The sequence below is a fragment of the Exiguobacterium undae DSM 14481 genome (assembly GCF_000620805.1).
In the GTDB taxonomy this organism is placed as follows: Bacteria; Bacillota; Bacilli; order Exiguobacteriales; family Exiguobacteriaceae; genus Exiguobacterium_A; species Exiguobacterium_A undae.
Window position 1 is genome coordinate 1649040 of sequence record NZ_KK211187.1, and the last position, 14099, is coordinate 1663138.

Sequence of the window (14099 nt, forward strand, 5' to 3'; positions counted from 1 at the left end):
TTGATGCTGAAATTCATCTGGAATTCCTGGTGGCGCAACAAGGAGCGGTTCATCCTGCTCCTCGTCGGCGTCCTCATCGTCAGTACCGGACTCAGTTATCTGATCGGGACGACACAGGCCAACAACGGCACCGTCGTCGACGAACTGCAAAAGCGTTGGAAGTCATCGTATGACATTGTCGTCCGTCCTCCCGGCAGCCGCAGTGTCACGGAAGATTTAAAGTTGCTCGAGCCGAACTATATGAGCGGACTTGACGGCGGAATCACGATGCAACAATATCAAACGATACAAGAGATGGCCGATGTCGAAGTCGCGGCACCGATCGCGATGATCGGCAACAGTTCGACCGGCGGAAATCTCGGGACACATACGTTCGAAAACGAAGGCATCTATAAACTGACCATCACAGACCGGCAGGATACCGGTTTAAACGTCGAACAGTACTCGTCCGCGACCTACATCGCAGCCGGCTGGGAACCGTCCGGTGATGCGACAAATGCCGGCGTCACGCCGATGCCGCTCGGCAAACAACCGCTCTATGAATTCGGCAGCAGTACGATGCTTGCCGGAATCGATCCGAAAGCGGAAGCCCAGTTGATTGGTCTTGACCAGGCGACGTTCGCTGATACGTACAGCCGGTATTTCACAAAAGACGACCGTCCGAGTGTCGTCGATGAAGTCGGGACCGTCGCCATTCCGGTGCTGTTGAATGAACGCGAGTATGTTGACGCGTCCCGCATCTATACGTACGAAAAACTGGACGTCCCCTTACTCAACGACTCGATGAACGAGACGATTAAGGATGTGACGGAGCGCGGCGGCAAAAAATATCTGGAGACGCTCCCGGTGACGTCCGACAAAGCGAAAAAGTACACCGTCACGACGCAACAAATCCAAAAAAAGTTAGTGCAGGATATTCTCAGCCATGCGCCGGCTGTCACGGATGTCAGCCAGTCCAACTGGATGGCGTTGAAACCTTCTCCGATTACCTATCAGCCGATCAAAAGTCCGTACGCCTCCCGTTGGCCGTTTACGTATCAGGTCGAACCGAAGAAGGTCAATCCGGATTCGTTACTCTTCAAACGAACGATGTATCGGGAAGCGCGGGAATTCGGCAGCTCCAGCGCGGACTGGAAGCGGCTCAGGCTCGATTATATCGGTGTCTTTAATCCGAAAAAATTGAATGTCTCAAAAGATCCGTTAACGGAATTGCCGATGGAGACCTATTTCCCGGCGAAAGCCCAGTGGGTCATGAACGCCAAGGAACAACCGGTCAATCCGGTCCGTGATGTCAAACCGTCCAATGATTCCTATGACTTTTTGACGAAACCGCCGTCGATGCTGACGACGCTGGATGCAGCATTTCAAATTCGCGGTAAAAAAGCGATTTCCGTCATCCGTGTCAATGTCAAAGGTGTTGGCGCAATGAACGAACAGAGCGAGGCCAAATTGCAGGCGGTCTCCAAGGAAATCGAGGACAAAACCGGTCTGATCACGGACGTCACGCTCGGTTCATCCCCGCAACCGGCCTTGACCTATCTGCCTGGACTTGAGAAACAGGCGGCACTCGGTTGGGTACAGCAACCGTGGATCAAACTCGGCTCATCGATCAGCATCTTCCAGGAAGCGAAGGTCGGGATGAGCGGCGTCATCGCCAGTGTCATCGCGGTCGCCCTCGTTTACGTCTTCAGTTCGAACATCATTTTGCTCTACGCCCGCAAAAAAGAGTTTGCGATTTTACTGTCGCTTGGCTGGCGTCCCCGTCAGTTGTCGAAAATGTTGTTCCTTGAGGCCACGCTTCTCGGGACGCTCGTCGCCCTGATTGCCTGGTCGATTCTCGGGACGTTTTGGCTGACGACGGATCACCCGATTGCCCTCGGCCGGATTTTATTGATCGGTCTTGCCGGTTTGTTCATCTATTGGGGCGGGACACTTGTTCCGATGGCGCTCATTAGCCGGATTCAGCCTTATGACAGCATGCGGTCCGGAGAAATTTCAAAAGGACGCCGGTTCGTCCGTTCCCAGTCCGTTCTCGGGATGAGCCTCAATCAGCTTGTCACGTATTGGCAACGGACATTTCTGTCGATTGTCGCCATCGCCCTGCCGACCAGTCTGTTCATCTTCTTCCTGTTCGTGACGTTCCGCTTAAAAGGGGTGCTTTACGCCTCCTGGCTCGGCGAATTCGTCGCCCTTGAAGTCGGCACGATGCATTACGTCGCGATGGCCGTTGCCCTCTTGATCGCCATCCTGACGACGACGGAAATCCTCTGGCAAAACGTCAATGAACGGAAATCGCAACTGGCGGTCTTGAAAGCAACCGGTTGGCAGGACCGGATGATCCGTCAACTTGTGTTAATGGAAGGTCTGTTGACCGGTTTGATTGCCGGGATTGCAGGACTCCTCATGGCCCTGTTCCTGATTTTAAAAATGTACCATCAATTCCCGTCAGCTGAACTCGGTTTCCTGAGTCTGACGTTACTGATTCCGGTCGCGACCGGTGTCATCGGGGCTTTGTTACCGGCCCAGCGTGCCGTTCGGATTACACCGAATGCCGCCATCGGCAATGTCGCCGTTAATTCCAAGACGACGGAGCGTCGCTTCCGGCTTGCCCTTGGAACGATTGGCGGAGCGCTTGTCGCAGGCGTCGCTTCCTTGTTCCTGTTTGCGACAAATGAAACCGAGCCACAACCGGTTGCGACCAAAACGGCTGAAACACCAGTCATCACGACAACCGGCAGTAAAATCAAAGATGGCTTGACAGGGGCCAAACGCGGCGAACCCAAAATCGCCGGTTCTTCCGATGCTGTTATCAAGAAATTGATGGCGAAAGGAAGTGTCCCGACGTTCCCGGGCGATCCAGCCTTAAAAGACTCATATTTCTGGGTCGGTCCCCTGTTGAAGGAACCGCCGGCGTCGTTGAAGCTCGAGGAAAAAGTAGGTTTCCGGTATATTACCGTTCCTGTTTATTTGAAGACGGAAGGAGCACCGGACGAGAGGACGTACTACTTCCCGAATCGTTTCCAGATGTTTGATAAAACTAATACTCCTTACGAACCGGTCGATTACGTCAACCGGAACGATGCCTGGCAACGCGGCATGGATTACACGGTGAACAAACGATCACACGTCGACCTCGTGTATCAAGTACCGGAAGACGAAACCGAGTTTGTCCTGATTGCTTCCGGTGCGGCCATCAGTAGATCACGGGCTGTTAAGATCGAAGTCAGTCCGCCGCCGAAAGCATTGACGGATAAAGAAGAACAAGCGGTCAAACAGATGATGAACAAAGGCATCGTCAAGACCTATCCAGGTGATCCGCTTCAGAAAAAAGCAGTGTTTCATGTGGATGCTCTGTTGCCGAATCCTCCGAAAGAGTTGAAGTTAAAACCACGTAACGGCTACCGTCTCGTCACATTACCGTTGATTTTTCAGGATACATTTGACGATTATGACGGAAGTTCCATGGATTACCGGCCGAATACGTTTACGTTACAAGCGCCGGACGGAACGGAGTATGAACAAATCGATTACGTCAATCGAAACGAAAAAGCGTGGAAGAATGGATTCCAGTATTATTCACCGTTTCGTTCGCGGATTGATTTTGTTTATGAAGTGCCGGCCGATCAGCATGTTTTCGTCATGTATGCGTCAAGTCCAGCCTTTCCGAAACCGACAACCGTCAAAGTCGAATTGGACTAAAACATGCTCCCTTCCGTCAGTGGAAGGGAGTATGTTTGATTAGAGCCGGATCAGTACGATGCCGACAATCATCAGACCAAGACTGAACAGTTGAACACCGGTGACCGGCGTTTTCGCTGCGCCAAACCATCCGAAACGGTCAATTAACAGGCTGCCGGTCAGAAGGCCGATTGTCACGATGACGACAGCAACGCCTGTTCCGACGAGCGGGACAATCACAGCATTCCCGGCGATGAACAAGGCACCGATCAACCCGCCGATCCAAATCCACCACGGAGTCGGAAGTGACCGGTTGAACTGCCACTTTGTCCGGACGATCACGTTTACAAGCAATAATGTCACCGTGCCGACGATAAAGGAAATCAACGCTGCTTTAATGGCGGAATCGAGCACCACACCAAGATGTCCGTTAATCGCGGCTTGGGCGGCACTCATCATTCCCATGACGACACCGAGAATTCTCCAACCGTAAATGGTCGAATCGACCGGCTTTACCTGTTCCGGATGCCGGCGTTTCGCGAGCCAATCGCCGAGCGCAACCGTTCCGACGACACCAAGTAAAACAAATCCCGCACCGATTAGCCGTGTGGACGAAAGCGGTGTGGAATTTGTAGAAAACCAACCGAAGTTGTCAATCAGCAGCCCCATCAGCACCTGTCCAAAAATCGGCATGATCACCGTCTGGACACCGCCGATTCGCGGGAAGAGCAGAATGTTTCCGGTTAAAAAGATGACACCAAGCACGCCGCCGATCCAAATCCAGCCGGGTTCCGACCAAACGCCCGAATTCAGACTGAAATTGCGTTCGACGAACAGTGTCAGCACGATCAAAAAAACCGTCCCGATGCTGAAGGATAGCAAGGACGCAAGGAATGGTGAACCGACGATTCCACGCAGCCGTGTGTTAACACTCGTTTGAACGGGAACGAGGATCCCGATAATTAATCCAATGATAATGGCCAGAATAAGAAGCCCTCCTTTTGTACGAGTCGTCCCTATCATATGTCAGAGACGGACGGGAAAGCGATTTGCCTGCTTATGTCGTCAGTTGAACACAAGAAAAAGTATCCGGCTATCGCGGATACTTTTTTGCAACCGAGGAATTTCATTACCGGTATTCGTTGCTTAACGGCTGTTCCGGGTCGGCTTGTCTAACGCGGTGATCTAAGTTGGTTTCAACGACGACTGTCATTATGATTATTACCGAACTAGCCAAATACCAATATAATATGTGCAAATCAGAAACATCCGCCACATGTGGGATCACGAAAAGAGTCATCGCTATACTTATGAGGACAAAACTAGTAACGTAACGTAGTTGAATCCACTGTTTGGCTTGTTTCATGTTTGTTATCCGACAGATTTCGAGACACTCTTTTCGTGAAGATACACCGAAAAGAATCAAAGCGAAAACAATCGGAAAAGTCGACCACATAGGCTGATTGGTTAAAAATAGGATTAGGAATCCAATCGCTGCAAAACAGGCAGAGACCACTCGCACTGGTTTTATCTGCTTACGAATGGTCTGAATGATTTGGATCCGTTCTTGTTTGTTCATCTTCTCACCTCATAAGGGATTACGCGTACTGCTAATAGAAGTTCCCTCTTTTTGGAAAAATTATACCAATCCTTTGCCCCCGTGCGGCTGATCTTCAAACATTCGCTCGACCTGTAACAGAATTGGTCGCGCCTGTTCAATCAACTGTCGCGTTGCCGGCAACTGCAAAGACGCTGCATGCGCCGCTTGGTCCGTCCAAATTTCCCGAACCATCACGGTATCCGATTCACCTGTCGTACTAACAGTATACTGCAGACAATCCGTCACGTACTCAAGAGACGCCGCTGCTTCTAACAGTAGTTCAATCAATCGTTCTCCCTCATCAGCTTGCGTCGTGAACTTCGTCCATAATCCGTAATACATCTTCTTTTCCCCTTTCATGACGTAATGACTGATTATTCAAATCAAGATTTCTGGGAACATTTAGGTGGAATGTACGTATACTAAGAATAACCTACATAATCAAAAGGAGAATATGTTTTGAAGAAACGTTTGTTTTTAGCGACCAGTTTGTATCTGCTCGTCATGATGATGACGATTTACGCCATTTTTTTTGAACAATCCGATTCTACTTTCTTACTGATCATCCAACTTGGACTGTTGATCCACTTCTACTTCCGGTACCGGATGTCATTCCTAGTACCTGATCAGGATGTTCCTACTGCACCATTTCGATTGAATGTCCTTCGAACCGTACTGATTGTAGCAGCCTTTGTCTCGTACATTGCGCTCGATACCGTGCCCCTCCTGCTCGCAACGGCTGTCGCTTTAGCGATTGCTGTGCCGACGCTTGTCTCCTACCTCCGTTTACGGATGCAGGAGGACTGACGCGTACGGTTCATCTTCGTTCCGGTAAGGAGCGGGTGCGTCCAATGAAGACGACCTGCTGCTTCGCCAGTCGAAAGACCTGGTATTCACCGCGTGGATCGGTGTTCAGCTGGACGGCAACCTGATGTCGGGCTTCTTTCGAAGAAGCCGTCTTGTCATAAGCAGACCGTACCGCAACGATCGTCTCTTTGCCATATTGCGCGGCGACATGTTTCGTCACCCGGGCACGTACGATTTGTTCAAACGTCTCATCCTGTTCCTGCTCAAGAAAAAACCAACCGATGCCGCCGATCATTCCTAATAAGAGTAGTGCCAGTACCGTCTTTCGCATTTCGAACGCCCCGTTTCCGTTTTGTTCTCTTTAGACAGAATTCGCTGTTCATTCCAGACCTCCTGCTTATTGAAGAAAAGCAGGAGGAGAAAGGAGGTCTTCATTTGTCTTCTCGCACTTTTCCTTTAGTGTTTCGCTTGTTATTGGCGGGATTGATTCTCGTCAATCTCCTGAACACCACCCTCCTTGATCTGCCGCGATTGACGCTCGTAACAAATATTCTACTTGTGCTGGTTGCATTCTTCTTTTTCGTCCGCTTGCTGAAAACTTCTCAGAATAAAAAAAATCCGTGAATCCATTCCTCTTTCAGGAATCGGGTTCACGGTTTTTTGTAATCATTGATTCAATTCTTCGACTAGATTCTCCTGGTTCCGTCTTGTCGTGAACCAGATCAGTCCAAACACCAACACGACAAGTCCGACAACCGTCATGTTGATACTCGTCAAGTCCAGTGCGATGTTTCCGCCATCGACGCGTGAAATCAAGAAGGTGGTGCCAATCCCGGTGACGAGTCCGAATCCGATGCCGCTACCGATGAAAATCAGCATTTGAATCAAAATCAAACGTCGGAGCGACGACCGGGTCAAGACCAACGTGCGCAACAATGCATACTCGCGTCGTTTCGTCGCCAAATAATTCAATAACGAATTGGCGAGACCAAACCAGACGGATACACTCATGACAGCCAGCGCGACGATGAAGACGATCCATCGTTCTTGCAGTTGCTGATTCGCCAGGTTGACGGACGTCTCATACCGGTTCAACTGGAGCGTCGGATAACGTGTCGTCAGTTCCTGCAACACGGCCTGTGTCTGCTCCGTGTCGGTTGCATCGATATACAGTGCACCAAGCCGGTCTTCAGAAGTACGGATCGACGACCGCCAGTCGAACCAGGCGTCCGTTGGTAAGTCCGGGTCAATCTGTCCGACTTCAAATTGACCAATCGAGACGGTGCCCGTTTCTCCATCGATAAAACGCCCCACCTCAAGACGGTCACCAACTTCCAATTTATTCGCTTGCGCAAATGCTTTAGAGACGATGAATTGATCGTTTTCTAAAGAGCGAACGGGTTTTCCAATTGCGTCAAGTTTTTCAAGGTCTGTCAATGCGTAATTTAAAGTAATGGTGTGATCTGATTTTATGATTTCAAGTCCACTTACCGGAGAAACGAATGTACTTTTTGCTTCCGGTAGCTCCTCTTCAATCGTCTGTGTCAGTTCAAGTGGATCAGCTTTTGTCCCTTCAATCAAGCGGCTTTTCAGGACCAGTTCCGTCGGATATTGTGTCTTCAGATAGGTCAGCTCATTTTGTTTAATTGTCTCAAGGAAGGTCGAACCGAGGACAACAACAACCAGCAGGATTTGGACGATCAGCATCAGCAACGCGTTTTTCCGTATTTGCGGCAAGACACTCCGAACAGCCACAAAGGTCGTCGGCCCAGCCACTTTTTGAAGCAACGGTTCAATTCGGACCAACAGCCGTTGCAGTAACAAGGGGGTTACGCTGTACATCATCAGAAGAAAACTGATAGTCGACACGAGATACCCACCGGCTCGGTGATTGTCTGTTTGCGCAAGAATCGTCGCATATAACAGCGCCCCTGCTGTGAGTGCGACGAAAATTTTAACGAAACGTCCCCGGAGCTTAGACGCTTTAGGTCCATCATGATTTTGACGCATGACATGGAGCGGCAGAATCCGCCGGTTGCGGTAAGCAGCAGCACTCAGCAATAAGAGAATCAACAGACTGCTGCCGATTGTAACGAAAAAGGCCAATTGCCCATCAAACGGAATGACCGCTCCCTTCAATGCAAATAGTTCCCGCCACTGTTCCTGCAAGACACTGTAAAATAATCCGCTTAATAAGAAAGCCATCAGAGCTCCGGCGCAGACAATCAGACTCGACTGGATCATGAAGATTTGGAACAATTGCCGCGTCGTCGCCCCAAGCGTCCGCATGGTGGCGAACTGATACCGGTGTTTGCGGAGAAAGACATCAAAATTCGTCATCAGGATAAACGCGGAGACGATTAAAATCAGTCCGGCAATGATGCCGACATAGCCCTGCATGGCCGAGACACCGTTGACGTTCGAAGTTTCGGTTTCGGCAAGTTCGACGCGCAGTCCAGATATGGCTTGTGTCAGTCGATCCGCATAGGCAACGACATCCGCGTCCTTTTTCAACTGAATCAAGACATATGTTGCAAGACCTTCTTGCCCGACGGTTGCATTCAATTCTTTGACATCCGCATACGACATCACTAGCGTATCCGGTGCTGCTCCGCTCGCTGATGCGTCCGGCAGAATTTCAATCACGTTGTACTTGTTACCTGCAATCGTGAGTGTCTGTCCTACTTTGACATCATAGGCTTTGGCCAATCCCGCATTCGGAATGACCTCGCCCCGCCCCACTGATTGCTTAAAACGATAGCGGCTTTTGGCGAGAGTATCATTTTTTGTCCCAATCGTATAAACATCCGCCGTCGTTTGTCCGGTGACCGTCAAATTCGTAATCCAAATCGGTGAAATCTGTCGGGTCTGTTGATCTCCTGTCAACCGGTCCAAAAAGGATTGATCGATGACATTCGTCTGTCCACTTTGATAGCCGACCGACAAGTCCATCTTGCCGTAGAGCCGCTCGATATCAGCTTGAACCGAAGCCTGACTTTGCGAAACGAACAAGACCATCGACAGGACAAGTAAAATCGAAATCAATACGCTGCCGATTGAGGTCAGAAGAATCATCGGACTTTTCCGGTATAATTTCAGTGCCAACCGGAACAAATGCTGTTTCTCCTGCTTCATACCGACCTCACGTAACGCTCGAACGTCTCCATGATGGGTCCAAGTTCTCCGGTCGACGGCTGATCGGCTACGATACGTCCGTCGTGGAAGTACAATACCCGGTCGGCGTAAGACGCGACCTGCGCATCATGCGTGACGAGCAGGATGCTGGTCTGTTGTTCTTTGTTCAGCGCCTTCAGCAGCGTCATGATTTCCGTCGACGTTCTGAAATCAAGATTCCCGGTCGGTTCGTCCGCCAAAACGATTGGCGGCTCTGCAATCAACGCCCGGGCAATTGCCACCCGTTGTTGTTGACCGCCCGACAGTTCGGTCGGCCGATGTTTCGCCCATCGTGAAAGTCCCACATGTTCGAGAAGGTGTTCTACGCGTTGTCGGATTGTCTTCGCATCCGTTCCGGCAAGCATCAACGGCAGTGCCACATTTTCTGAAACCGTCAAATCGTCGAGCAAATGGAACGATTGAAAAATAAAGCCGATGTTTTGTTGCCGGTACAAGGTCGCCGCCGGTTCCGTGAAGATTTCGCGTTGCGCTTCATCCCGCAATCGCAACGTACCGCTTGTCGGCTGATCAAGTGCTCCGAGAATGTTCAACAAGGTGCTTTTACCGGAACCGCTCGTGCCCATGATGGCAATGAATTCCCCTTCTTGCATCGAAAACGAGACATCGTCGAGTGCATGGACCGTCTCCATTCCCCGTTGGTACGTCTTTGTCATGTGTTGAATTTGCAGTAATGATGGTGTCATCCCATTCTCCTTTTTATGTATATTCCACACCTATAATACCATTAAAAGGATATTCAGCACTTGTGTAATTTAAAATGAGGATTCCAAGCATCTATTACTAGAAATTTAGTTTTGAACCTAAACCGACGTGGAATATCTAACCATATGTAGGATGACCTGCCTCTGACATGGATTTTGAACGTCTATTTCCTTCCTAACCCCACATCGACCATGCCCCTCGCGCTATGTAAGGAGGAACTGAATATGGATACAGATCGCACACAGACGATGCAGACGACGAACGTCCGTTTAATACTCGGAGCCGTTTTGTTGATCGCTGGATTTTATGCCCTCGCTTCTTTCAGCTGGGCCTGGTGGGGATTGTTCATCGGAGGTGGGCTGGCGTGGCTGATTGCTTTTCAGAGAGACAGTAAACTCGCCTTCTCCCGTCCACGCAAACTTTGGCTGATTCCTGTCGGCGCCATCGTCTATCTCGTCACTGCCACGCTGACCGGATTGCTTGCATCAGCAATCGGCTTTGATTGGGCCGCCAATCCGGGAGTCGGGCACCTGAATCAATTGATCTTCATGTTGCCGTTTATGCTGATGGGAGAAGAATTGCTCGGAATCGGCATTTTGGAAGGTTTGCGGAGTAAAGGACTGTCCTTCTTACTCAGTTCGCTGATCAGTGCACTTATTTTTGGCTTGATGCATGTCTTTTCCTACTGGGACGGCTCCGTCTTCTCGACAGTCGCCCACGTGCTTTTGCTTCAAGGTGTCGCCCGTTTAATCTTCAATTACGTCTACTTGAAGATGGGACGCAGTATCTGGGGTTCTTGGCTGACCCATCTCCTGGTCGATCTCATCGCGCTCGCCCGTTGAGACCACTTCACCACTCGCTCGAGTCGCATGAAATGTCTTATTTTTTTATACGACAAAGGGTGCCGGCTTTGATTCCGGCACCCCTTTTTGTATGCCCAGACAAATAGAACGCCTTTACTTATCTGCCTTGCGGTACGTCAAACCGATGAACTGTGACTTCTGATTAAACAGTTTCCGGTACGACATGTAACCGACGAGTACGGCGGACGTGGCTGCCGTCGTCAGCAACAGGAATAAAATCAATAATTGATAGAGGACCGCTTCCATCGGATTGGCTCCGCCGATGATCAGTCCGCTCATCATGCCGGGCAGTTGAACCAAGCCCATTGTCTTCTGCGCTTCAATCGTCGGAATCATGCTCGTCCGGATGGCACTCTTCAGACTTGTATCGATGGCTGTTTTGGTATCACCGCCGAGCGACAAGATGAGTTCGATGACTTCATCACCCCGTTCGACCTCATCCTTGAACTTATTGAGAAATAACAGCGACAAAATCATACAGTTTCCGATCACCATCCCACTGATCGGGATGACTTGCTGGGCTTCAAACGGAATGATGTTCAGTCCGAGCATCAGTCCCATCGTCAACACTTCGACCGAGACCAAGGTCGCGAGGACAATCCACTGGATACCGGGAATCCCGTCACCTTTACGGATGACGTTCAGTGTCGCTGCACCAATCATCAACAGAATCATCAGCAGGATATAAATCGGACTGTCGCTTTCAAACACAAACGTCAGGATATAGCCGATGATCAGCAGTTGAATGATCGAGCGGACAGTCGCGATCAGGATGTCTTTTTCGAGACCGAGTTTCAGTGTAAAGGCGAGAATCAGCGGAATCGCAATGAAAATCAAGGAAGTTGCCAACTGGACGTAACTCATGACAACTCCCCCTTTAGGAACGCCTGAATGTCCGAACGTGCTCCGTCCGGTTCAAGCAGCGAGACGTTGCCCTGCTCGAGCAGTTGTCCGTCCTTCAGGAACCAAACCTCTTCACTGACACGCCGCGCCTGATCGAGATCATGCGTGATCCAGATGACGGTCACTTGAAGTTCCCGTTGCAACCGTTGAATCAGCTGCTCGATTTCCTTGACCATCCGAAAGTCGAGACTGGACGTGATTTCGTCGAGCAACAACACATCCGGTCGATTAACGAGCGTCCGGGCAATCGCGAGCCGGCTCCGTTCACCGCCCGACAGTTCTTTGACCGGTTGGTTCAGGTCGACATGCAAATCGACCAATCCCAGTAAGCGATGGGCTTCGTCCGTCGCCAGCGTCTCGTGAAAAATTGTTTTTGGTAAGCTGAGGTTATCGCCGACCGTTCCCGGTAACATCGGCGCGCTTTGAAACGCCATCCCGATTTTTTTCCGGAGTTCAACGAGGTCCAGTTGTTCTAAATCTTCCCCACGGTAACGAACCCGTCCCCCGTCCGGTGAGATCAGCCCGTTCATCTGCTTTAAGCAGGTGGATTTTCCGGCACCACTTGGTCCGACGAGCGTCGTGATTTTGCCTTCCGTGAATCCTCCCGTGATGCCGCGGAGTATATGTTTGTACTGGACGTCTTCAAAGGTAATGATCGACACGTCTGCTTCACCTGACTTTCTGGTTTCTTTTGATCAGTTATGAAACAGGTATACCCGAAAATCACAAAAACATACAACGCATCGATGCGCTGTATGTTCAAAAACCGTCTATTTTGCTTCTTTTGGATCAATCAACGGCCGTACTTCCATCCGCCAGCCGTACTTCTGTGCTTCCGGTAACTGGGTCGTCGGATGAAGTAACGCCAAGTCGACAGCCTGCTCCAAATCATCCGCTTCAAAGACGATTAAACTGCCGATTTGTTCCGTTTTGTCCGGATCCGGTCCGTCCTGATGCTGAATCTGACCGTCGAGAATCCGGGCCCGTTTCGTTTCGGCTCCCGGATGCCATTCAGACAAAACGTTAAGCTTCGTAAAAAAGGTGTCGAGCGGTGGATTACACCGTTCCATGACGGCATCGAGCTCTTGCTGCGAGGACTGATTCATCTTTTCTACATCGTAGTAGCCGACGAATAAAAATAACATCCAATCCCTCCTAGTTTCAAGGCTTTCGTGACTCGTCGCTCCTACTTAAAAATACCCTGTTTTCAATGCAAATAATCGCGTTCAAAACAAAACACCTTGTCTCCAATGGAAACAAGGTGCCGCTTATTTATTGGCAATTTTACGTAATAAATACAGTGCGTAGATGGCTGCCGGGACGGCCATGAACTGAACAAACAAATGCAACAGCCCAAAGATAAAATTCAAGTCTGTATAATCCATTCATACTTCCTTCTTTCTTAATTTAATGATTTTGCGACGACTTGCCGCATCTTTTCAAAACCGAGTCGCTCGTAAAAAACATTGACTCCGTCGTTGCTCATCCAGTAATCGAGATCAATCTTATGTATACCTTGTTCAAGTGCCCGTCGCTCGACTTCAAGCAATAACTGACGGCCGAACCCTTGTTGCTGTTTGTCATCGACAATACAAAGATGATGGACACGGACTTTGGTATTGGCAAAGTTGAAGGCACTTTCCGGACGCCGGAGATATTCGATCCAGACGTAGCCGATCGCTTCTCCGTCCAGTTCCACAATTAAAAACTGATGTTGATCCTTCCCGACCATTTTCGCAAAAAACGCCCGGACCGTCGCAAAGTCGTACGGTTTAAAAAAGTCCGGCTGTTGCGCGACATGCGGTTCATGGACGTAGCGGTTCAGCCGGGCCAGTGTATCCAGATCCGTTGTTTCGATAATCTGCATGCGTGTCCCTCCACTCAATGGGTGATTTGTCCGTTGAAGACATACGGTACCGTCTGTTGCGTCGTCAAAATCTGTTCATATTCTTTCGACAAGTTCATGAACTGGACGGCGTCCGCAATCGTCACCCACGAAATTTCCTCAATCTCATCCGGGAAAATCGTACCGAGTTCGCCCCCGCGAATTTCGGACTGGAAAAAGAAGAACAGACAATGTTCATCGACTTGTGGGAAAAAGGCTTCGCTGACGTGCAACAGTTCCCCGACCGCGACGTCATAACCGGTTTCTTCTTTCGCTTCCCGGATTGCTGCTTCCGGCAACGTCTCACCCGCCTCGACCGTTCCCCCGGGCAGCGTGTAATACGAATACGACGGTCCGATGTTTTTGACCATCAGGACCTGATCCCGTGTCTCGTTTAATAAGACGTTATAGACGATATTTTTTTGGCGTGTCATGCTCATTCCCCCTTAAATCAATAGATGGTATT

Annotated in this window: 14 protein-coding genes; 3 read left to right on the forward strand and 11 right to left on the reverse strand. The window is 50.0% G+C overall.

Features of this window, described 5'->3' with window-relative positions; all coding sequences use genetic code 11:
- Window positions 1-3: 3 nt before the first annotated feature.
- Window positions 4-3699 carry an ABC transporter permease gene (locus tag P397_RS0109105; RefSeq protein WP_028106277.1) on the forward strand — a complete coding sequence of 1232 codons (3696 nt, stop codon included), beginning with the start codon at window positions 4-6 and terminating at the stop codon, window positions 3697-3699.
- Between the two features lie 39 nt (window positions 3700-3738).
- Here P397_RS0109105 and P397_RS0109110 read toward each other — a convergent pair whose 3' ends face one another.
- The 3 genes from P397_RS0109110 to P397_RS0109120 form a co-directional block, all read right to left on the reverse strand.
- Window positions 3739-4701 carry a DMT family transporter gene (locus P397_RS0109110; protein WP_081776967.1) on the reverse strand — a complete coding sequence of 321 codons (963 nt, stop codon included), beginning with the start codon at window positions 4699-4701 and terminating at the stop codon, window positions 3739-3741.
- 106 nt (window positions 4702-4807) lie between these two features.
- Window positions 4808-5257 (reverse strand): hypothetical protein, encoded by a 450-nt coding sequence (locus P397_RS0109115; protein WP_028106279.1) that lies wholly within the window; start codon window positions 5255-5257, stop codon window positions 4808-4810.
- A 60-nt stretch (window positions 5258-5317) separates the two neighbouring features.
- A complete protein-coding gene (locus P397_RS0109120) occupies window positions 5318-5620 on the reverse strand; it encodes a putative quinol monooxygenase (RefSeq protein WP_028106280.1) in 303 nt (100 codons plus the stop codon).
- 117 nt (window positions 5621-5737) lie between these two features.
- Here P397_RS0109120 and P397_RS0109125 point away from each other — a divergent pair, with 117 nt between their 5' ends.
- Window positions 5738-6085, forward strand: a complete 348-nt coding sequence (locus P397_RS0109125) for a hypothetical protein (RefSeq protein ID WP_028106281.1) — start codon at window positions 5738-5740, stop codon at window positions 6083-6085.
- 10 nt (window positions 6086-6095) lie between these two features.
- On the opposite strand, the gene P397_RS0109130 is transcribed toward P397_RS0109125, so the two are convergent.
- From P397_RS0109130 to P397_RS0109145, 3 genes are all read right to left on the reverse strand, one after another.
- Window positions 6096-6416, reverse strand: a complete 321-nt coding sequence (locus P397_RS0109130) for a hypothetical protein (protein ID WP_028106282.1) — start codon at window positions 6414-6416, stop codon at window positions 6096-6098.
- Window positions 6417-6751: 335 nt separating this feature from the next.
- Window positions 6752-9220, reverse strand: coding sequence for an FtsX-like permease family protein (locus P397_RS0109140; RefSeq protein WP_028106283.1), 2469 nt, complete (start codon window positions 9218-9220; stop codon window positions 6752-6754).
- Complete coding sequence (locus tag P397_RS0109145) at window positions 9217-9963, reverse strand: ABC transporter ATP-binding protein (protein ID WP_028106284.1); 747 nt, start codon at window positions 9961-9963, stop codon at window positions 9217-9219. Before P397_RS0109145 ends, P397_RS0109140 begins: the two co-directional genes overlap by 4 nt.
- 243 nt (window positions 9964-10206) lie before the next feature.
- On the opposite strand from P397_RS0109145, the gene P397_RS0109150 reads away from it, so the two are divergent.
- Window positions 10207-10824 (forward strand): CPBP family glutamic-type intramembrane protease, encoded by a 618-nt coding sequence (locus P397_RS0109150; protein WP_028106285.1) that lies wholly within the window; start codon window positions 10207-10209, stop codon window positions 10822-10824.
- A 114-nt stretch (window positions 10825-10938) separates the two neighbouring features.
- On the opposite strand, the gene P397_RS0109155 is transcribed toward P397_RS0109150, so the two are convergent.
- The 5 genes from P397_RS0109155 to P397_RS0109180 form a co-directional block, all read right to left on the reverse strand.
- Complete coding sequence (locus P397_RS0109155) at window positions 10939-11709, reverse strand: ABC transporter permease (RefSeq protein WP_026832990.1); 771 nt, start codon at window positions 11707-11709, stop codon at window positions 10939-10941.
- The gene (locus tag P397_RS0109160; protein ID WP_028106286.1) at window positions 11706-12410 is read right to left on the reverse strand and encodes an ABC transporter ATP-binding protein; all 705 of its coding nucleotides are present in this window, start codon (window positions 12408-12410) and stop codon (window positions 11706-11708) included. Before P397_RS0109160 ends, P397_RS0109155 begins: the two co-directional genes overlap by 4 nt.
- A gap of 108 nt (window positions 12411-12518) precedes the next feature.
- Window positions 12519-12893, reverse strand: a complete 375-nt coding sequence (locus tag P397_RS0109165; RefSeq protein WP_028106287.1) for a YciI family protein — start codon at window positions 12891-12893, stop codon at window positions 12519-12521.
- A 257-nt stretch (window positions 12894-13150) separates the two neighbouring features.
- Window positions 13151-13615 (reverse strand): GNAT family N-acetyltransferase, encoded by a 465-nt coding sequence (locus P397_RS0109175; RefSeq protein ID WP_028106288.1) that lies wholly within the window; start codon window positions 13613-13615, stop codon window positions 13151-13153.
- 14 nt (window positions 13616-13629) lie between these two features.
- Window positions 13630-14067 carry an NUDIX domain-containing protein gene (locus P397_RS0109180; protein WP_035414136.1) on the reverse strand — a complete coding sequence of 146 codons (438 nt, stop codon included), beginning with the start codon at window positions 14065-14067 and terminating at the stop codon, window positions 13630-13632.
- Between the last annotated feature and the right edge of the window lie 32 nt (window positions 14068-14099).

What these genes read in the sequence shown, in the direction of transcription:
- P397_RS0109165 (WP_028106287.1), bottom strand. Translation starts at nt 12,893, where the DNA reads ATGTTATTTTTATTCGTCGGCTACTACGATGTAGAAAAGATGAATCAG.
- P397_RS0109150 (WP_028106285.1), top strand. Translation starts at nt 10,207, where the DNA reads ATGGATACAGATCGCACACAGACGATGCAGACGACGAACGTCCGTTTA.
- P397_RS0109180 (WP_035414136.1), bottom strand. Translation starts at nt 14,067, where the DNA reads ATGACACGCCAAAAAAATATCGTCTATAACGTCTTATTAAACGAGACA.
- P397_RS0109145 (WP_028106284.1), bottom strand. Translation starts at nt 9,963, where the DNA reads ATGACACCATCATTACTGCAAATTCAACACATGACAAAGACGTACCAA.
- P397_RS0109115 (WP_028106279.1), bottom strand. Translation starts at nt 5,257, where the DNA reads ATGAACAAACAAGAACGGATCCAAATCATTCAGACCATTCGTAAGCAG.
- P397_RS0109155 (WP_026832990.1), bottom strand. Translation starts at nt 11,709, where the DNA reads ATGAGTTACGTCCAGTTGGCAACTTCCTTGATTTTCATTGCGATTCCG.
- P397_RS0109140 (WP_028106283.1), bottom strand. Translation starts at nt 9,220, where the DNA reads ATGAAGCAGGAGAAACAGCATTTGTTCCGGTTGGCACTGAAATTATAC.
- P397_RS0109110 (WP_081776967.1), bottom strand. Translation starts at nt 4,701, where the DNA reads ATGATAGGGACGACTCGTACAAAAGGAGGGCTTCTTATTCTGGCCATT.
- P397_RS0109130 (WP_028106282.1), bottom strand. Translation starts at nt 6,416, where the DNA reads ATGCGAAAGACGGTACTGGCACTACTCTTATTAGGAATGATCGGCGGC.
- P397_RS0109175 (WP_028106288.1), bottom strand. Translation starts at nt 13,615, where the DNA reads ATGCAGATTATCGAAACAACGGATCTGGATACACTGGCCCGGCTGAAC.
- P397_RS0109105 (WP_028106277.1), top strand. Translation starts at nt 4, where the DNA reads ATGCTGAAATTCATCTGGAATTCCTGGTGGCGCAACAAGGAGCGGTTC.
- P397_RS0109120 (WP_028106280.1), bottom strand. Translation starts at nt 5,620, where the DNA reads ATGTATTACGGATTATGGACGAAGTTCACGACGCAAGCTGATGAGGGA.